Source organism: Massilia sp. Root335 (genome assembly GCF_001425685.1).
GTDB classification, from domain to species: Bacteria; Pseudomonadota; Gammaproteobacteria; order Burkholderiales; family Burkholderiaceae_D; genus Telluria; species Telluria luteola.
The window spans coordinates 19,141-37,351 of the sequence record NZ_LMCY01000002.1; the positions used below are offsets into that span (position 1 = coordinate 19,141).

At 67.8% G+C, this 18,211-nt stretch carries 17 protein-coding genes; 5 read left to right on the forward strand and 12 right to left on the reverse strand.

Annotated features, from left to right (window positions below; genetic code table 11):
- Positions 1-68: 68 nt before the first annotated feature.
- Together ASC93_RS00215 and cueR are read right to left on the reverse strand one after the other, a co-directional pair.
- A complete protein-coding gene (locus ASC93_RS00215) occupies positions 69-956 on the reverse strand; it encodes an alpha/beta hydrolase (protein ID WP_056435404.1) in 888 nt (295 codons plus the stop codon).
- A gap of 41 nt (positions 957-997) precedes the next feature.
- Positions 998-1,444: a Cu(I)-responsive transcriptional regulator gene (gene cueR, locus ASC93_RS00220; protein WP_229412482.1), complete on the reverse strand. Its 447-nt coding sequence runs from the start codon at positions 1,442-1,444 to the stop codon at positions 998-1,000.
- A gap of 69 nt (positions 1,445-1,513) precedes the next feature.
- Here cueR and ASC93_RS00225 point away from each other — a divergent pair, with 69 nt between their 5' ends.
- Both ASC93_RS00225 and ASC93_RS00230 read left to right on the forward strand, forming a co-directional pair.
- Positions 1,514-1,717 carry a hypothetical protein gene (locus tag ASC93_RS00225; protein ID WP_056435228.1) on the forward strand — a complete coding sequence of 68 codons (204 nt, stop codon included), beginning with the start codon at positions 1,514-1,516 and terminating at the stop codon, positions 1,715-1,717.
- Positions 1,718-1,817: 100 nt separating this feature from the next.
- Positions 1,818-2,381, forward strand: a complete 564-nt coding sequence (locus ASC93_RS00230; RefSeq protein WP_056435231.1) for a phasin family protein — start codon at positions 1,818-1,820, stop codon at positions 2,379-2,381.
- Between the two features lie 9 nt (positions 2,382-2,390).
- Here the strand turns inward: ASC93_RS00230 and tssA are convergent, their stop codons facing one another.
- From tssA to ASC93_RS00265, 7 genes are all read right to left on the reverse strand, one after another.
- On the reverse strand, positions 2,391-3,380 hold the full coding sequence (gene tssA / locus ASC93_RS00235; protein ID WP_056435234.1) for a type VI secretion system protein TssA: 990 nt from the start codon (positions 3,378-3,380) through the stop codon (positions 2,391-2,393).
- A 10-nt stretch (positions 3,381-3,390) separates the two neighbouring features.
- Entirely contained in the window at positions 3,391-6,030 is a 2,640-nt protein-coding gene (gene tssH / locus ASC93_RS00240; protein WP_056435237.1) for a type VI secretion system ATPase TssH, read from the reverse strand.
- A 22-nt stretch (positions 6,031-6,052) separates the two neighbouring features.
- Positions 6,053-6,520, reverse strand: a complete 468-nt coding sequence (gene tssE / locus ASC93_RS00245) for a type VI secretion system baseplate subunit TssE (protein ID WP_056435240.1) — start codon at positions 6,518-6,520, stop codon at positions 6,053-6,055.
- 83 nt (positions 6,521-6,603) lie between these two features.
- Entirely contained in the window at positions 6,604-7,095 is a 492-nt protein-coding gene (locus tag ASC93_RS00250; protein WP_056435243.1) for a type VI secretion system tube protein Hcp, read from the reverse strand.
- Between the two features lie 30 nt (positions 7,096-7,125).
- Entirely contained in the window at positions 7,126-8,628 is a 1,503-nt protein-coding gene (gene tssC, locus ASC93_RS00255) for a type VI secretion system contractile sheath large subunit (RefSeq protein WP_056435247.1), read from the reverse strand.
- The gene (gene tssB, locus ASC93_RS00260; RefSeq protein WP_056435250.1) at positions 8,625-9,143 is read right to left on the reverse strand and encodes a type VI secretion system contractile sheath small subunit; all 519 of its coding nucleotides are present in this window, start codon (positions 9,141-9,143) and stop codon (positions 8,625-8,627) included. The genes tssC and tssB overlap by 4 nt, the downstream gene beginning before the upstream one ends.
- Positions 9,144-9,167: 24 nt before the next feature.
- Positions 9,168-9,758, reverse strand: coding sequence for a M48 family metallopeptidase (locus tag ASC93_RS00265; protein ID WP_056435253.1), 591 nt, complete (start codon positions 9,756-9,758; stop codon positions 9,168-9,170).
- Positions 9,759-9,945: 187 nt separating this feature from the next.
- Between ASC93_RS00265 and tssJ the strand changes: the two genes are divergently transcribed.
- Genes tssJ through icmH form a run of 3 tightly spaced genes read left to right on the forward strand, consistent with a single transcriptional unit; the run spans position 9,946 to position 12,658 of the window.
- Positions 9,946-10,512: a type VI secretion system lipoprotein TssJ gene (gene tssJ / locus ASC93_RS00270; RefSeq protein ID WP_157201685.1), complete on the forward strand. Its 567-nt coding sequence runs from the start codon at positions 9,946-9,948 to the stop codon at positions 10,510-10,512.
- A 47-nt stretch (positions 10,513-10,559) separates the two neighbouring features.
- Positions 10,560-11,906: a type VI secretion system baseplate subunit TssK gene (tssK, locus tag ASC93_RS00275; RefSeq protein WP_056435259.1), complete on the forward strand. Its 1,347-nt coding sequence runs from the start codon at positions 10,560-10,562 to the stop codon at positions 11,904-11,906.
- On the forward strand, positions 11,903-12,658 hold the full coding sequence (gene icmH, locus ASC93_RS00280) for a type IVB secretion system protein IcmH/DotU (RefSeq protein WP_056435262.1): 756 nt from the start codon (positions 11,903-11,905) through the stop codon (positions 12,656-12,658). Before tssK ends, icmH begins: the two co-directional genes overlap by 4 nt.
- A 52-nt stretch (positions 12,659-12,710) precedes the next feature.
- On the opposite strand, the gene ASC93_RS00285 is transcribed toward icmH, so the two are convergent.
- From ASC93_RS00285 to tssM, 3 genes are read right to left on the reverse strand one after another with little or no spacing between them, the layout of a single operon-like run.
- Positions 12,711-13,430 (reverse strand): OmpA family protein, encoded by a 720-nt coding sequence (locus ASC93_RS00285; protein ID WP_056435408.1) that lies wholly within the window; start codon positions 13,428-13,430, stop codon positions 12,711-12,713.
- Positions 13,431-13,474: 44 nt separating this feature from the next.
- On the reverse strand, positions 13,475-14,452 hold the full coding sequence (tagF, locus tag ASC93_RS00290) for a type VI secretion system-associated protein TagF (protein ID WP_229412483.1): 978 nt from the start codon (positions 14,450-14,452) through the stop codon (positions 13,475-13,477).
- An 8-nt stretch (positions 14,453-14,460) separates the two neighbouring features.
- Complete coding sequence (gene tssM / locus ASC93_RS00295; RefSeq protein ID WP_056435414.1) at positions 14,461-18,207, reverse strand: type VI secretion system membrane subunit TssM; 3,747 nt, start codon at positions 18,205-18,207, stop codon at positions 14,461-14,463.
- Between the last annotated feature and the right edge of the window lie 4 nt (positions 18,208-18,211).

Consider the following 18,211-nt stretch of genomic DNA (forward strand, 5'->3'; position numbering starts at 1 on the left):
CGCAGGACCACCAGAGTTCTGGCGCAAAACGCCGCAATCTTTGCACAAGGATTGCGGCGTTTTTCGTTTCAGCGTCCGGCGGCAACCGGCACCGGATCGAGATGGTGCGCCAGGAACGCGCCGATGCGCCGTTCGTACTCCGCGGGCGCGTACGCGTGCAGGTCCACGTGCGCGGCGCCCTCCACCACCCACAAATCCTTGGGCTCCATGGCCGCGGCGAACAGGCGCCGTGTTTCGGGCAGGGTCGTGTGCAGGTCGGCAGCGCCGGCGGCGACCAGCACGGGCGCATTCAGGTCCGCGATGCGCGCGATCGGGCGCAGCGTGTCGGGCCGGATGCTAAGGCGCAGCGGCAACTGCCACAGCAGCAGCGCGGACAACGGCCCGCCGACTGGCCCCAGGCGCATGCGCAGGCGGTTCGCGACGGCTTCCTCGATCGTCGGATACATCGATTCCAGCACCACGGCGTCGACCGGCGGACAGTCGCGGCACAGCACGAGCGACGCCGCTCCCAGCGACACGCCGATCACGCCGATGCGCTGTCCCGGCGCGCGGCGCCGCAACTCCTCGAGCGCGGCCCGCACCCCGAGCGCCTCGCGCAGGCCGAACGTCACGGAGGACGCCGTACTGGCGCCCTGGCCCGGCAGGTCGATCAGCAGCACGGCATAGCCCTGCGCGCGCAGAAATCGGGCACGGGCGGCCATGTCGCGGCGGTCGCCGTGGATCCCGTGCAGCAGCAGCACGGCGCCGCGGCCGCGGCCCGCCAGGAAGGAGCCGGCCACCTGCTGGTCTGGCGCCGGACGCAGCAGCACGTCGTCGGCATCGAGTCCGGGCAGCGTCACCGGATGCGGTTCGACGGCGATCAGCATCGATCCGATCACCCAGACGACGGCAGCCCCGAGCAGCGCGACGACGGCGAGCGCGATCAGGCAGGCGGACAGTGACAGGCGGAAAGGCATGGCAGCCATTAGACCGCAATGCCGCGCCGCGGTCCAGCGGCTCAGTGGGCGGCCAGGTCGTCCAGGATGGGGCAGTCCGAGCGCGCATCGCCGTGGCAGGAACTGGCCAGCGCGGCCAGCGTGCGCTTCATCGCTTCCAGTTCCGCGATCTTGCGGTCCAGTTCGTCGATATGGGCGAGCGCGAGCCGGCGCACGTCGGCGCTCGCGCGGTGCTTGTCGCGCCACAGCGCCAGCAGGCCGCCGATCTGGTCCAGCGAAAAGCCCAGCGCGCGGCCGCGGTGGATGAATTGCAGCATGCGCACGTCGTCCGTGCCGTACAGCCGGTAGCCGGCCTCCGTGCGCCGCGCCGGCGGCAGCAGGCCGATCGACTCGTAATGGCGCACCATCTTGGCCGTCACGCCGGACGCGCGCGCCGCTTCGCCGATATTGAACCAGGTATCCCGTGCCGAATCGTTCATGGTGTCGTCCTTGCCGAATGTGGCCAGCATACACCTTCCCACGATGGGAAGCTCAAGCCTGCTTGACTTACAGCACGAAGCGGTTAAGCTCGGCGAACCATGAAGAACACTGTCCTGATCGTGCTGGGCCTCGTCCTGGCCAGTCCCATCGTCCTGAACGCGGCGCCGGCCCCGTGGTATCACTGGCGCAGCAAGAGCACCGGCGTGCTCGTCTGTTCGCAGACGCCGCTGGGCCCCGGCTGGGCCCGCGCCGACGGGCCCTATCGTGACGCCCATTGCGAAAAACCATTGCCTGCTAAATAATTGAAAAGCATCAACGAGGCGGCGCAAGTCCGCACGACATCGTCCGAAACGAAGAGGAGCAATACCTGGTCGCCGTAGATTCCTAACCGAGGAGAAATCGATGTTCAACAATCCCGAGCAATTCGCATCCGCCACCAAGACCCTGTTCGACCTGCAGATGCAGACCTTCAATGCCCTGGCCAGCAAGGCCGTGCAAGGCGTCGAGCAGGTGGTGGCGCTGAACCTGGCGACCGCCAAGCAATCGATGGAAAACACCCTGGAGGCAGGCCGCCAGTTCAGCCAGGCGCCGGATCCCAAGGCGGCCATCGATGCCCTGTCCTCCCGCGTGCAGCCGGGCGTGACGGAAGCGACGGCCTACGGCGACCAGCTCAAGCAGATCATCGGCGACATCAAGAAGGAATTCGAGCAGGCCGCCGACACCCATCTGGCCGAGGCGAAGAACACCTTGTCCGCGCTGATCTACGACGTCACCCAGAACGTCAAGCCGGGCCAGGAAAACGCGGTGGAGATCATCAAGGCCGCGATCGAGAACGCGTTCAAGGGCTATGAGCAGGTGACGCAGTCGACGCGCGACGCCATGCACCGCGTCGAGGAACAGGTCGCGCGCGCGACCGAGCAGCTCAGGGCCGCCCAGTCGCAGACGCCGCCGTCGGCCACCCACTGAGGCCGGCGTTCAGGACGGACGCGTGCCGACGCCCAGCATCTCTTCGATGTGGGCGAAGGCCGCGTCGTCCTTGACCACGGCCCGCAACCACACGTGCAACGGCTGCTCGCCCCAATGCGCCGCCTTGTCGGCCAGGTAGGCGACGGGGCTGTGCGGCTCGGTGCGGCGGAAGTAGTCGGCCACCGCGCGCAACTGGGCCAGCGCCTGGGCGCGCGATTGCAGCGGCCCGCCCGCCGCCGCCGATGACGATGGCGCCGGTGCGGCGACCACGACCTCGCCCGCGGCCGGCGCCGCCGCCAACGCCTCCTTGAGCGCCGGCTTGATGAACATGACGAGGCTCTCCAGCGCGGAGCGCGCGGCGCTGAAGCTGGGGCCATCCGCGTCCAGCACGGCGTCGACGCTCTTTTCCAGCCGGTCGATCGCGGCCGCGCAGTGTTCGCAATCGCGCATCAGGTTCGTATAAAACGCCTGCGACGTGCGCTGGCGCGCCGCTTCCAGCCTGGCCAGCGCTTCGCCACCCTGCGTGCGCACGGCGTCGAAATCGCGCAGCGCATGGCCGGCCGCGCCTTCCGTCAACGGCACGCCGTGCAGCCATGGCGCGATGCGCGCGGCCAGCCAGGCCAGGTTGCCGATGCGCCGCTCGACGCCGTCCTCGTCCGGCAGCGGATACAGGCCTTCCCAGTACCGCTCGCACAACGTGGCCGTCAGCAGCAGGCTGTCGCCGAAGGCGCGCAAGCCGGCCGTGCGCACGCAGGCTTCCGCCAGCCACACGGCCAGCTGCAAGTCCTTGCTGCGCGTCGCGATCAGTTCGGCGCATTGGCGGCCGACGAATTTCCAGTCCGCTTCCTTGAGGTCCGTGACCCACGCGCCCTGCTGCAGCGACGGATCGTCGGCCTGGCGCGCACGCACGATGGCGTCGATCTCGCTGGAAAACGCGAGGTCTTCGCCGCAAGGCCGCTCCGCGCTGACCGGCGCGAGCAGCCGTTCGAGGTTCAGCATGATGGTCTCCTCACGCCGGCTCGATGGCGTACTTGATCTTGCCCGCCCTGGTCGCGCCGACTTTCACCTTGCCGATCGCGCCGCCTTCCGCCATGCGCGCCAGCACCGAATCCGCGATCTCGGGCAGCAGCGTCCCGCCCAGGATCGTGTCGACGTTGCGCGCGCCGGAATCGACCTCCGTGCAGCGCGCCAGCACGGCCGCGACGAGCGCGTCGTCGTACTCGAAGCCCGCGCCGTGGTTGATGGCGACGCGCTGCTTGATGCGGTCCAGCTTCAGGCGGATGATGTTGCCGAGGACGGCGTCGTCGATCGGATAGAACGGAACGACGGTCAGCCGGCCCAGGAACGCGGGCTTGAAATGCTTCATGAGGGTTGGCCGGATCAGTTCCGCCAGCGCGTCCGGCGCCGGGCGCTCGGCCGGCACCTTGTTCAGGCAGGCCTGCATGATCTGGCTCGACGCCGCGTTCGACGTCAGGATGATGATCGTGTTGCGGAAGTCGATCTGGCGCCCCTCGGCATCGTCCAGCACGCCCTTGTCGAACACCTGGAAGAACAGTTCGAGCACGTCCGCGTGCGCCTTCTCGACCTCGTCGAGCAGCACGACGCTGTACGGATTGCGCCGCACGGCTTCCGTCAGCACGCCGCCTTCGCCATAACCCACATAGCCCGGCGGCGAGCCTTTCAGCCCGGAGACGCTGTGCGCTTCCTGGTATTCGCTCATGTTGATGGTGACCAGCTTGCGTTCGCCGCCATACAGCAGGTCCGCCAGCGCCAGCGCGGTCTCGGTCTTGCCGACGCCGGACGTGCCCACGAACAGGAACACGCCCTTGGGCTTGTTCGGGTCCTCGAGGTTCGCGCGCGCCGTGCGCACGCGCTGGGCGACGATGCCGCTGGCGTGGCCCTGGCCGAGTATCCGTTCATCCAATAAACCCTGCAGGTTCATCACGGTGCGGATCTCGTCCTTCACCATGCGCCCGAGCGGAATCCCGGTCCACGCGGCGACGATGGCGGCCACCGTCTGGCCGTCGACCTGCACCGGCACGAGCGGCGTTTCGCCCTGCAGCGCGTGCAGCTCCGCGACCTTGGCGCGCAGCGCGGGACTGTCGCCCTGCCCCGCTTCCAGGCGCGCGCGCATCGCGTGGATCTCCGCGCACAGCGCCTGCTCGGTATCCCAGCGCGCACGCAGCCGTTCCTGCTGTTCCAGCGCCAGCGCCCGTTCCGCACGCAGCGCGGCCAGCGCGGCGGCATGGTCCGCGCCCGCGCTTTCTTCGCGCACGAGCGCCTGGATGCGGGCGTCCAGGCGCTCCATGCTGCGCGTGCAATCTTCCAGCACGGCCGGCGTCGCCTTCTGCCCCAGCGCGACCTTGGCGCACGCGGTATCGAGCACGCTGACGGCCTTGTCGGGCAACTGGCGGCCGCTGATGTAGCGGTGCGACAGGCGCACGGCTTCCACGATCGCCTCGTCGTAGATGCGCACGCCGAAGTGCGCCTCCATCAGGGGCGCCATCGCGCGCAGCATGGCGCACGCCGTCTCCTCGTTCGGTTCCTCGACCTTCACGACCTGGAACCGCCGCGCCAGCGCCGCATCCTTCTCGAAGTACTTCTTGTATTCGCTCCACGTGGTGGCGGCGACGGTGCGCAGTTCGCCGCGCGCCAGCGCGGGCTTCAGCAGGTTGGCGGCATCGTTCTGGCCGGCCGCGCCGCCGGCGCCGATCATCGTGTGCGCCTCGTCGATGAACAGGATGATCGGATGCAGGCTTTTTTTCACCTCGTCGATCACGTTCTTCAGGCGGTTCTCGAACTCGCCCTTGACGCTGGCGCCGGCCTGCAGCAGACCCAGGTCGAGCACATGGATCTCCACGCCGCGCAGGACGTCCGGCACGTCGCCTTGGGCGATGCGCAGCGCCAGGCCCTCGACGACGGCCGTCTTGCCCACGCCCGCCTCGCCCGTCAGGATCGGATTGTTCTGGCGCCGGCGCATCAGGATGTCGATCACCTGGCGGATCTCGGCGTCGCGCCCGATCACGGGATCGAGCCTGCCTTCGCGCGCGCGCGCCGTGAGGCAGGTCGTGTACTGGTCGAGCGCGGGCGTCTTGCCGGGCGCGTTGGCCTGCAGTTCGGTGACCGGGTCCGCGGACGCCGCCGGCGCGCCGGGCACCTGCGCCGGCGCTTCGTCGGAACCGTGCGTCAGCTTGTCGAAATCGTGTTTCAGGCGGTCGAGCGGAAAGCCGGCGAACTGGCGCGACGCGCGCTGTGCCAGTTGCGCGAGGCCCGGCTCCGTCAGCAGCGCGAGCAGCAGGTGGCCGCTGCGGATCCGCTGCGTCTGACCCGAGGCGTCCAGCGACGCGATCAGCCAGGCGTGCTCGAACAGCACCGGCAGATGGCGCGAGAACACGGGCGTGCGCGCGCTGCCCGCCGGCAGGCGCTCGACTTCGCGGCGCAGGTCCGATTCGAGGCTGGCGGGACTGATGCCCGCCTCGCGCGCCACCACCACGAAGTCGCTCCCCGGCTGCTCCAGCAGCGCAAGGAACAGGTGCTCGATGTCGACTTCGTACTGGCCGAGCCCGACGCAGATGCCGGCCGCGCGCGTGGCGGCGGTACGCGTGACGTCGTTCAGCTTGGCGATCAGGGTCTTGAGATTGATGTCCATCGTCGATGTCCTTTGGTGGCGGTCACGGACGCGCGGGGCGGCCGGCCTTGGTAATCACATAATTCAGCGAAGAGGGCTGCAGCACGGCGTTGAAGTTGACCGGCTCCGCGCCAAGGCCGGCGTGCAGCGTCGCGTTGATCACGAAGCTGAGGCGGTTCACGCCGCCCTGCTCTCCTTCCAGCGCGGCGCTGACGTTCTTCAGGCGCGGCTCGTGGCGCCCGATCGCGTCCTCGAGGCAGGCGCAGATCGCGGCCCGGTCCTCGCTGCTGGACAGGCAATATGCGGCGAAATCGGTCAGGCCGTAGTTCAGGATCGAGGCGCGCGCCAGCGGATAGGCGTCGAAGGAGGCGGGCGGCATGCCGGCGCGGGCGTTCAGCAGGGCTTCGAGGTCGCGCGCGACGTTGTCCTTGAGCTGGTCGGCGCCGGCGCGGCCGGGGTGGGCCTGCTGCCCCATCAGGCGGTCGAGCAGGCCCGGAAGATAGGCTGTCATCGCTGCTCCTTTCAAAGCCGCAGGAAAAAAACCGCGGCCTTGCGGCCGCGGAAGACGCGGGGAACGTGAAGGAAAAACGTGCGTCAGACGACCCGGTTGGTCGCGAGATCCCAGCCGCCCGACGTGTTGCCGCCGGCGCCGCCGCCGATCTTCTGCTGGGTGTACTTCCACTTGATCTTCGAGAATTTCAGGCCGACCGTCTCGTGCAGGAAATCGCCTTCCGCGACCTGGGGCTTGACGGTGCCGATCAAGACGTTCTCGATCTCGATCTCGAAGTACTTGACACGTTCGCCCTGCCCGTCGGCACGCATGAATTCGAATTTCGCCTTGGGGATGGTCTTGCCCGACGAGCAGGTCTGCAGCAGCAGCGGCGAAGACAGGTCGGCCAGCTTGGCGATCTCGATCTCGTCGTGCTCGCAGCGCTCGGCGGTGTGGCCGCCGCCCGTCGACGCCGTCGCGGACTTGGGCTGCGTCACGCCCCAGTTGACCGATTTGCACTCGATCCAGTCCTTGTGCTTGTCGTCGGCCGACTCGCCCTTGATGCCGTCGATTTGCAGGTACACGTCAATTGCCATGTTCTACTCCAGTTCAGGTTATTGAAAGAATCAGTTCTTGGTCGATTGCGGCAACTCCGCGACCAAACGGAGCGAAACGGACAATTCGTCGAGCTGGAAATGGGGCCGCAGGAACGACACGGCCCGATACACGCCGGGCCGGCCGGGCACCTCGGCCACCTGCACGCTCGCTTCGCGCAGCGGGAATTGCGCCTTCTGTTCCTGGCTGGCGTTGTCGTCGAGAAGGACGTATTGCGTCAGCCAGCGGTTCAGGTAATCCTCGACGTTGGACGCGGCCGCGAAGCTGCCGATCTTGTCGCGCATCATGGCCTTCATGTAGTGGGCGATGCGCGACACGGCAAAGATGTATTGCAGCTGCGACGACAGCAGCGCGTTCGCATTGGCCGCATCGTTCGCGTACTTGCGCGCCTTCTGCGCCGACTGCGCGCCGAAGAACGCGGCGTACGACGTGTTCTTGCAGTGCACGAGCGAGATGAAGCCGAGGTCCGACAGCTCTTTCTCGCGGCGGTCCGTGATCGCCAGCTCGGTCGGGCACTTCAGGGCGATCTCGCCTTCGTCCGTCTTGAACGTGTGCGTGGGCAGGTTCTCGACGAGGCCGCCGCCTTCGACGCCGCGGATCGCCGCGCACCAGCCATAGTCCTCGAACGCCTTCGTCAGCTTGGTCGCGAACGCGTAGGCCGCGTTACACCACAGGTATTTCTGGTGATCGGTGCCGTCCACGTCCTCGACGAAATTGAAGCCTTCCGTGGCCGTGCCGTCGGCCGGGTTGTACGGCAGGCGGCCCAGGAAGCGCGGCAGGGTGAGGCCGACGTAGCGCGCATCTTCCGATTCGCGGAACGCCTTCCATTTCGCGTATTCGACCGTATCGAACACCTTCGCCAGGTCGCGCGGCTTGCCCAGGTCGCCGAAGCTCTCGACGCCGAACAGTTCCGGCCCGGCCGACGTGATGAACGGCGCATGGCTGGCGGCCGCCACGTGCGACATCTGCTCGAGAAAATAGATGTCCTCGGGCTGGCGCGTGATCTCGAAGTCGCCGATCAGGGTGCCGTACGGCGCGCCGCCGAAGCTGCCGAATTCCTCTTCGTAGACCTTCTTGAACAGCGTGCTCTGGTCGAATTCCAGCGCCGACTGGAAGTCCTTCACCAGTTCGCGCTTGCTGGCGTTGAGCATGCGCACCTGCAGGCCGGTGCTCGTCGCCGTGTTCTTGACGAGGTAGTGCAGGCCGGTCCAGCTGCGTTCCAGCTTCTGGAATTCGGAGGCGTGCATGATCGCGGACAGCTGGTCGGAAATCATCCGGTCCAGCTCCGCCAGGCGCGCATCGATCGTGGCCGACAGGTTCGTCGACATGACCATCGTCCCTTCCATCACCTGGCTCACCAGCTCGGAGATGATGTCGCGCGCCCGTTCGTGTTCGCTGGTCGATTTCGCCACCCGGCTCTGCTCGACGATCTGGTCGAGCAGGGACACGTCCAGCTGGTCGGCGTGGGCCGCCTGCGCCGACGCCGTCTTCGCGGTATCGAGGATCGCGCTCATGCTTCCTCCTTGCCCGGCTTGCCGCCGCCCTTGCGCAGGCTGTCCAGCTTTTCCGTGTTGGTCAGCACGTCGTTCAGCAGGTCTTCCAGCTTGTCGTTGCCGGCCAGCTTGTTGCGCAGGTCGGCCAGTTTGGCGCGCGCATCCAGCAACCCCTTCAGCGGCGCCACCTGCTGCACGACGGCTTCCGGACGAAAGTCGTCCATCTGCTTGAACTGGAGCTGCACGGCGAACTCGCCGCCTTCCGCCGACAGGTGGTTCGGCACGCGGAAACTCGTGGCCGGCGCCACGCCGCCCAGCACTTCGTCGAAGTTGTCGGCGTCGACGTTGACGAATTTGCGGTCCTTGAGGCGCTTCTTGGCTGCGTCCGGATCGGTGCCGAAGTCGCCCAGCACGCCGACCACGAACGGCAACTCCTTGTTTTCGATCGCGTCGCCGATCTCGACGTCGTACGTCATCTGCACGCGCGGCGCGCGCACTTTCTGCAGGCGTTTCTGCACGCTTTCATTCTTGGCCATGGGGTCTCCAGTGCGGTGGTCGGGTTATTTGAGCGCGCCGAACGGATCGTTCGATGCGGTGGAATGCGTCGCGGCGGCGGCGCCGCGCCGGGCCGTCTCGCGCACGCGCGAGGCAACCGGACGGTTGTTCGGCACCAGCACGTCTTCGTTCAGGCTCGTGCGCAGCAGCTTGGCGAGGTCCTGCGCCTCCGTGCGGACGTTGCCGGTCAGGTTGTTCTTCCGGCTCAGGTCGGCCAGCGCCTTGCTCGTCACGCGCAGGCCGCTCACCGCGACGATGCTGTTCGCCAGCGTGTCGTCCGGATCGCGCTCGAGGGCTTCCAGCGCGTCGACGATCGCTTCTCCGTAGTTCGTGCTGTCGAAATGCATCTGGGCCATGCGCACCCAGGGCGTCTTATCGGTCGGGAACGTGCTGCCGGCGTGCTTGAGGATCGTGTAGGCCTTGTCGTTCTGGCCCGCCAGCACCGCGGCGTCGGCATCCGCCATCGCGGACGCCATCGTCGGCACCGGTTTGATCGCGGCCTGGCTGGCCACCGGCGCCGTGCTGGCACAGGCCGACAGCAAGGCGATACACGTAAGGGGCACCGCGGCAAGCGGCATCAGGCGTTCGAATGTCATCTGGCTCTCCCGGTTTGAAATCAGACGCCATTATTGGTGAACGATTTCCGGAGAGAATTGCGTGTCGTCAACGCACCTTTGCCGCCGCATTGTGCGTTGTCGAAAAGGCTGTTGCGCCTGCTCAGGGTGCATGGCGGACAATCCCGTTAAATCTTCCTGTCCTCTTTACCAAATGCAAGGAGTGCAGATGAAGCGATCGTGGATCGGATTATGTTGCCTGGCCTGGATGCTCGGCGGCTGCGCCAGCGGCGGCCCGCTTGAAGCCATCGGATTGCGCAAGCCGCCGCCTCCCGTGCCGGAATCCCAGCAGCCGCCGCGCAACGTCGTCGTGCACCTGCACGCCGCGCCGCGGCTGAACGTCGACGCGCGCGGGCAGCCGCTGGCCCTGCTGGTGCGCATCTACAAGCTGCGCGAGCGCGGCGCGTTCGAACAGGCGCCCTACGCCGCGTTCCTGTCGCCGCAGGCCGAACGCGACGCCCTCGGCGCCGACCTCGTCGACGTCAGGGAAGTCACGCTGGTGCCGGGCCAGCGCCTCGACGTCAGCGACCGACTGGCGCGCGATACGCCCTGGCTCGGCGTCGTCGCCCTGTTCCACGCACCGGCCGAACACGGCTGGCGCGCGGCATTCGCTGCCGCCGACGCCGAACAGGCCGGCGTCACCGTCGGCCTCCATGCCTGCGCGCTGACGGTCGGCACGGGCGCCGCGCCGGCCGGCGCTGCCGTCAAGCCTTTGTCTCTTGTCCACTGTCAATAAGCGCCACAACGTTTCCAGCAATCTAGAGTTTTGTGCAAAGGAGGCTCATGAACATTCCGTCGAAAGTCTTGTGGGGCGAAGGCCTGTTCCTGCGCCCCCAGCACTTCCAGCAACAGGACCGCTACCACGAGGCGCGCCTGAACGAGACCGCCAACGCCCTGCATCCGTATTGCTGGGGCGTGCGCCGGCTGGCCATCGATACCGATGCCCTCAAGGCCGACACGCTGCGCGTGACCGAGCTGTCGCTCATCTTCCCGGATGGCGACCTCGTGCGCGCTCCGGACCAGGATCCGCTGCCGCCGCAGGCGCGCCTGGACGAGCTGCCGCCCGACGTCCAGACGATCACGTTCCACGCCGCCCTGCCCGTGCTGAAGCCGCACGGCGAAAACTGCGCGGGGCGCGGCGACGCCCGGCCCGACGCCCGCTTCGGCCAGCGCGAGCACGACACGCTCGACCTGTTCAGCCAGGCCGCCCCGGCCCCGGTGGCGTACCTGACCCGCACCGTGCGCCTCGTGTCCGAGCTCGAATCGCTCGATGCCTACGACAGCTTCCCGCTCGTGCGCCTGCAGCGCGTGGCGACGGGCGGCTTCGAAGTCGACCAGACGTTCACGCCGCCCAGCCTGTCGATCGCCGGGGCCCAGGGGCTGCATGCGCGCCTCGTGCGCCTGATGGAAAAGCTGCTGGCCAAGGTGAACGCCCTGTACGGCCATTACCGCGAGCCGGGCCGGCACGTCGTCGAACTGCGCGGCGGTGACGTCGCCTCGTTCTGGCTGCTGCACACGGTCAGCAGCGGCTACGCGGCGCTGACCCATTACCTGGCCCACCGCGAGCTGCATCCCGAGCGCCTGTTCCAGGAACTGCTGGCGCTGGCCGGCGGCCTGATGACGTTTTCGCGCACGGCCAGGCTGGAAGACCTGCCGGCCTATGCGCACCAGGACCCGGGCCCGGCGTTCGCCCGCCTGGACGGCATCCTGCGCGAACTGCTCGACACCGTGATCTCGTCGCGCTACTTCGCGGTCGCGCTGTCGAACGAGCGCCCGTCCTACCACCTGGGCGCGCTCGACTCCGGCAAGATCAACACCCAGACGACGCTGTACCTGGGCGTGGCGGCCGACCTGCCGGCGCTGCAGCTCGTCGACATCGTCCCGCTGCGCTTCAAGATCGGCGCCCCCGAAGACGTCGACAAGCTGGTGCTGACGGCCATGCCCGGCGTGAAGCTGGCGCACGCGGCCCAGGTGCCGAGTGCGCTGCCGGTGCGGCCGGACATGGTGTATTTCGTACTGGATAACCGCGGGGTGCTGTACGACAGCATGCTCAAGGCGCAGGCCATCTCGATCTACGTGCCGAACGGTATCCGTGACCTCAAACTCGAACTGATTGCGATCGCAGCATGAACCATCCCGTCGAACGGCGCGCCGCGCCCACCCAACGCGGCGCCGCCGGCACCGCCTCCCTCGTCGACCTGATGGTCGAAGGGTTCTATGCCCTGTTCCTCCTGAAATGCGGCTGCGGCCCGCAGGACCAGGCCGGGTTCGCCGACCGCATGACGGGCTTCCTCGGCGAAGTCGACCGCAGCGCCCGGACGCTCGGCATCCCCGCCGACGACGTGACAGCCGCCAAATATGCGTTCTGCGCGGCCGTCGACGAGATCATCCTGGGCTCCGACTACGCCATCCGCGAAGCGTGGGAAACCCGCCCGCTGCAACTGCGCCTGTTCGGCGACCAGCTGGCCGGCGAACATTTTTTCCAGCGCCTGGAAGACTTGCGCGCCAAAGGCAGCGCCCATCTGCAGGCGCTCGAGGTGTACCACCTGTGCCTGCTGCTGGGCTTCCAGGGCCGCTTCGCCCTGGACGCCCGTGACAAGCTGAACTACCTGACGGCGCGCCTGGGCGACGAGATCGCGCGCATGCGCGGGAAGAGCCGCGCGTTCGCGCCGCATGCGGAACGGCCCGACCAGATCGCCCACAAGCTCTCCAGCGACACGTCGCTGTGGGTGTTGTGCGGCGTCTTCGCGTTGGCCGGCCTCGGTGCGTATCTGGGCTACCGCAGCGCGCTCGGCCACGAGACCGACCGTGCGCTCGTCAGCTACAACGATCTCATCAAGCTGCCGCCGCGGTCGGCCAACGTGACGATCACGCTGCCTTGAAACGGCGTCGTCCGGCATTTGCGAATGCCGGACGACGCCGCTGCGGGACGCGCTACTGGACGACCTTGAACTCGATCCGCCGGTTGCGCGCCCGGCCTTCCGGCGTGCGGTTGTCGGCCACGGGACGGTCCGGGCCCTCGCCGGACACGGCGACCATGTCGGGCTTGATGCCGCGTCCCACCACATAGGTCTTGACGGCCTCCGCACGCGCCTGGCTGAGCGACAGGTTGCCGGCGCGCGAGCCGGCATTGTCCGTATGGCCGATGACTTCGACCCGCTTGTCCTTGAGTCGCAGCAGCGCCACACTCATCTGGTCGAGGATCGCCTTGCCGGAATCCGTCAGCGTGGCCTGGCCGGATTCGAATTCGATGATGCGGTTGGCCAGCGCCGCGTCCAGCATGCCCTGTTCCGAGGCCGCCACGCGCAACCCGTTGTTGACCGTGTAGCCGGGGTCGAGCGCCAGTGCGATATCGCTGGCGACCTGCGTCCGCTGGGCTTCGCTGGCGACGTCGCCGCGCAGGCTGACGCTGGTGCCGTCGACCTGCAACTGGCCGCGGCTGATCAGTTTCAGGTTCGGGCCGATCAGCTTGCCGACATGGTCGTTCCAGTTTGCCGGCATCGAGACCCTGCCGACCGCGAGCTGGTCCACGATCCGGTCGGCGCCGTACACGGCGCGCAGGCGGGCCAGCAACGCGGCCTTGCTGGCGTCGTCGCCGACCGTGCCGGAGACCACGATTGGGGCGGCCGCGTCCGCCAGGGCGGCGGCCGGCATGCAGGCGGCGGCGACGGCCGCGTACAAGACAAGTGTTTTCGGATTCAAGGCGCGGCTCCGATAAAGGTGTTCAGGAACAATTCTCGCGCCAGACGCAGAGGCAGCGCCGGCTGTTCGAGGTAGCTGGCCAGCGTGCGCACGTCGACGTCCAGGCCGAGCTGCTCGTCGATCCAGCCGTTGTCGTCGAGGTGCACCTGCTGGTCGGCGGCAACGAGCGGATCGATCAGCGCATGGAGCGTGCCGGCCGCCTCGCCGCCGAAGCCGACGACGAGGGCCGGACGGTCGCGCACGCGGGTGAGGAACAGCGCGAGGTCGAAACCGCTGCGCCGGATGAAGGGCAGCACCAGTTCCAGCCAGAAGGCGGCGGCGGCGTGCCGGTTGGCGCCGTCGCGCGGCAGCGGCAGCACGAGGCTCTTGTGCAGGCTCGCGGGACGGCTGTGCATCACGGGCTGCAGCAGCAGGCCGAGCCCGAGGATCATGCGGTTCGTCGCCAGTTCCAGCTGCGCCGTCAGTTCGCCCACGGTCGACAGGGCGAGATAACTGTCCAGCGCGGAATCGTGCTCACCCAGCGCCACCGGCGCGTCCGCGATCGCCTGCAGGTAGGCGCTCGGATCGCCGCTGCCCAGGACGCGCGGCGCCATGTCTTCGAGATAGTCCCACAACGGCCCGAAGGCCAACGGACAGCGCGTGGCGAAAGCGGCCGGGTCGGGCACGTCGACGGTGCGCATCATCAGGAACGGGAACCTGCGCCCGGAACGGTCGTGGCTGGCGATGAGGTGGCCGGCCACGGCGTGGCGCCGCTGCGGCCCGACGAAGGCGAAGCTGGCCGGCGCCATCGCGTCGTAATTCAGCTTCCAGCGCGCATCGGACGGCAGCCGCGTCATGACCTGGGCGATCCAGTCGTCCAGCATGCCGATGACCGGCTGGTCGTCGGCCAGCTTGATGAAGTCGCTGTGCGCCGGGACCTTGCCGAAATAGCCGATCCGGCTCGCGGCAGGCACGCGCTGCGAGGTACGGGTCACGGTGCGATTCACTGCGTTGCTCCCGCCAGCGCGGGACCGCCGCCGGCCGCCGCGCGGCCGACGACGGCGTCCGGCAGGTGCAGGCCGCGGAAGCCCTGGCTGGCCTGGGCGTCGCCGGTCGTGGTGTCCGTGCTGCTGACGCGCTTGAGGTTGACCGCAACCGAGACGTTGCCGGCGCTCCAGCGCAATTCGAACGTGCTCGCATCGAGGCGCTTTTTCGCCGCCGCCTCGATCATCTTCTGCAGGCCGAACTGGCCCGGCTCGTTGAACAGTTCGACGGTGCGGCCGTCGAACGTGACGGCGCCGATCTTCGCGCCGCTGCTGCCCTGCGGGCCGGGATGCACCATGTTGACCCACGCCGGTGGCGTGTTGCGGTAGCGCAGTTGTTGGCCGTCGATCTCGATCGTGTACTCCGTGACGCCGGGCGCGGTCAGCGGCAGCAACTGGAACACGGTCTGCGGACCGTTGCCGGCCGCCACCCCGTTGGCCGACAACGGCGCGACCCAGCCGGGGAAGCCGCTCACGACCTGCGGCACGAGCGTAATCCCGATGTCGGCCCACGTGCGGCTGCTGAGGACGTCTCCGCGGCGCACGACCAGCGGCCCCATGGTGGTGCCCACGAATTTTGCGACGACGCCGTCCGGACCGAACACCTGGCCGATCTCGGCCGGCGTGGCCTGGATCTGGGCCGACGCCGCGAACGGATACTTGGCCGCCAGCGTCTTCTGGAACGGCTCGACGACCTGGGCCTGCCACGTCTTGTTGATTTCCGATTCCGACGGCAACACGATCATGGCGAAGGTCTGCACGAGGGGGCGCACGAGCAACGGACGCAGCATCTGCTTTTGCGTATCCGTCATGCCCGTCAACATCTGTTCGTCGACGTATTTCAGGGCGTCGGCCAGTTCGGAGCCGTTGCCTTCCAGCGTCTGCTGCATCAGCTGCTTGGCGCCGGGGCCGGGATCGCCCTGGTTCTTGAGCTGGTTCAGGCGGCTGCGCAGCTTCGACAAGGCATCGAGGTAGCCCGTCATCAGCGACGCGTCCTTTTCCTTCACGCCGACGAGCCGCGCGACGCCGGCGAACTCGCGCCCGACCGGACCCGCCGCCTGCACGCCGCCCACGGGCAACGGTCCCATCGCGTCGGCCACCTGGCGCGCTTCGCCGGGCGCCTGCCTCAGCACAACCTCGCGGAACCAGCCCGTGAGGCCGCGCTTGAGCTTGACGCTGTCGACCCGGGCCTGCGCGGGATCGTCCCAGGACGTCTGTTCGTGGACGGTCTTGAGGACCTTGGCCAGCGGCGACGTCAGCGGATCGCCGAGGCGGTTCATCGCCTGCACGCTGGCGTCGAAGCCGTTCAGGTCGGCGATCGTCACGCCCTGCACGAACTTGCCCCATTCGCGCGCATAATCGGCCTTGTACATCTCGACGAGCGCCTTCTGGATCTGCTCCGGACTGCCCTCGAGCGTGAGGTCGTCCTTGGCGACGCTCTTGAGCACCCAGTCGCTGCTTTGCAGCTCGTGGGTCGACGCTTCGCGGATCGCGCCCTGGACGAATTTTTCCCAGGCGTCGCGGGTGTAGGCGCCGCTGACGGCGTAACTGCCCACGACCAGCGCCTGATCCTGCTCGCCGACGATGCGCGCCACCGTCACGCCGGGAAAACGGGTCGAGGCACGGGTGCGGATATCGGCATACACGCGCTCGCGCGCCGGCGTGCCGCGCACGACGCGGCGCAGGTTCTCGCGCGCCGTGTCCAGCAGGCTGAGTTTGGGCGTGATCTGGGGCCACGCCTGGTCGTCGATGTGCGCCAGCACGAAGGTCAGCTGGCGCTCGGCGCTGCGGATCATCTGCTCGCGCGGCATGGCGCCCCGGTTCGCTTCCAGCCAGCCGCGCCAGAACCGCGTCAACTGGTCGTTCAGGTGCCCGGGTTCGGCATGCGTCTTGTCCGCCAACATCAGGTACGTCTTGAGCGCGTTGTAGGCGTCGCCAACATTCGTGGCGGAAACGTCCTGGTATGGCTGGCCCGGTTTGGCCGCCGGGGTCGCCCGCACATTCGGGTCGAGCTGGGCGGCATTCGCATTCATCTCGGCCAGCAGGTTCTCGAGCGCCCCCGCCACCGGCTGCACCATCACTTCGCGCACGCCCGCGAAATATTCGTCGCGCAGCTTGCGTTCGAGCGCGCCGCCCTGGTACAGGCCGAACGCCAGCGCCCACGGGCGATCCTGGCGGTATTTCTCCAGCTGTTCGATGCGGTCCTGCAGGATATCGAGGCCCTCCAGCCGCGCCTGCAGGTCGGTTCGTCCGGCCTGCAGCTTCATGACCTTGTCCAGGTCGGCCTTGACGTTGGCGACCAGCTGGCGGTTCCCCATATATGACCAGCTCCAGCCGCCCAGTGCGCAGCCGAGCAGGAGCGTGGCGGCGAAGAACGCGCCGATCTTCATCCGCGTGGCGGCCGGGCTGGTATAGCGCTTGACCAGGTCGCGGTCGGCGAAGATCACCTTGCGGAACAGCTGCAACAGGAAGAACCCCGACTGCTCCGCTCCCTGCGCCGCGTCGTCGCCGGCCGCCTTGTCGCCGAGCGGGCGCAGCTGCAAATCGAACCGTCCCGCGACGCGCCGCGCCGACAGGTTCTCGACGCTGCCTTCCTGCAGCGCGCTGGTGAAATAAAAGCCGCGGAACACGGGCTTGAACTGCCACGTATTTTCTTCGAACAGTGTGGCGAGGAAGGCACGCAGCTGCGGCTTGAGCGCCGCGAATTCGAGCGGGAACGTGAACACGCCGGAGCGCAGCGCGGTGCTGCGGTTGCCGGCCATGCTGGCCAGGCTCATCTCCTTGAGGCCGTCGTGCAATTCGTCGAAATGCTGCTCGAAGAACGACAGGACGTCCTGCGGCGTGCTGCGCCGGTTGTAGCGCAAGGTCGCGCCCCACACGCGGTCGCGCTCCGCCGATTCGCAGTCATGGAAGAAGTCGGCAAAGCCGGCGATCAGGTCGGCCTTCGTGAAGATCACGTACACCGGCGCATGGACGCCCAGCCGCTCGGTCAATTCCTGCACGCGTGTGCGCAGGCTCTTGGCCAGCTCGATCGAGGCTTCGGGACTGCCGCCGGCCAGCTCGGCGACGCTGACCGCGATCAGGATGCCGTTGATCGGCGCACGGGGACGATGCTTGCGCAGGAGTTCGAGAAAACTGAACCACTCCGCGCGATCCGCTTCGAAGACGGAATAACGCCCCGCCGTGTCGAGCAGGATGCCGTCGGTGGTAAAGAACCAGTCGCAGTTGCGGGTGCCGCCGACGCCTTGCACGGCTTTGCTGCCGGGGATCGGGAAGGTCAGGCCGGAATGCTTGATCGCACTGCTCTTCCCGGCCGCCGGATTCCCGATGATCATGTACCACGGCAATTCGTACAGCGCCGCCGCGCCGCGCGTCAGGCCCAGTTTCGACGTCTTGATCGTGCTGATCGCTTCCAGCATACCTTTGCGCAACACGGCGGCATCGTTGCGCGCCGCCTGGGCCTTGCCGTCGCCTTCCGTGCCGGTGAGGATCGCATCGCCCAGCCGGCTGGCCGCGCGCTTGCGCAGCCAGACGCGGACGAGCCACGCAAGTCCGCCGGCGCCCAGCAACAGCAGGCCGAGCAGCGCGGCCCAGATCAGGGCGACGTCGAGGGATTCCGCGCCCAGCAGCAGGAACGCCGCGAGCACGCCGATGCCGATTACGGCCAAAACACGTCGGTCGGTGAGGAACTGCCAGAGTCGGGCCATCATG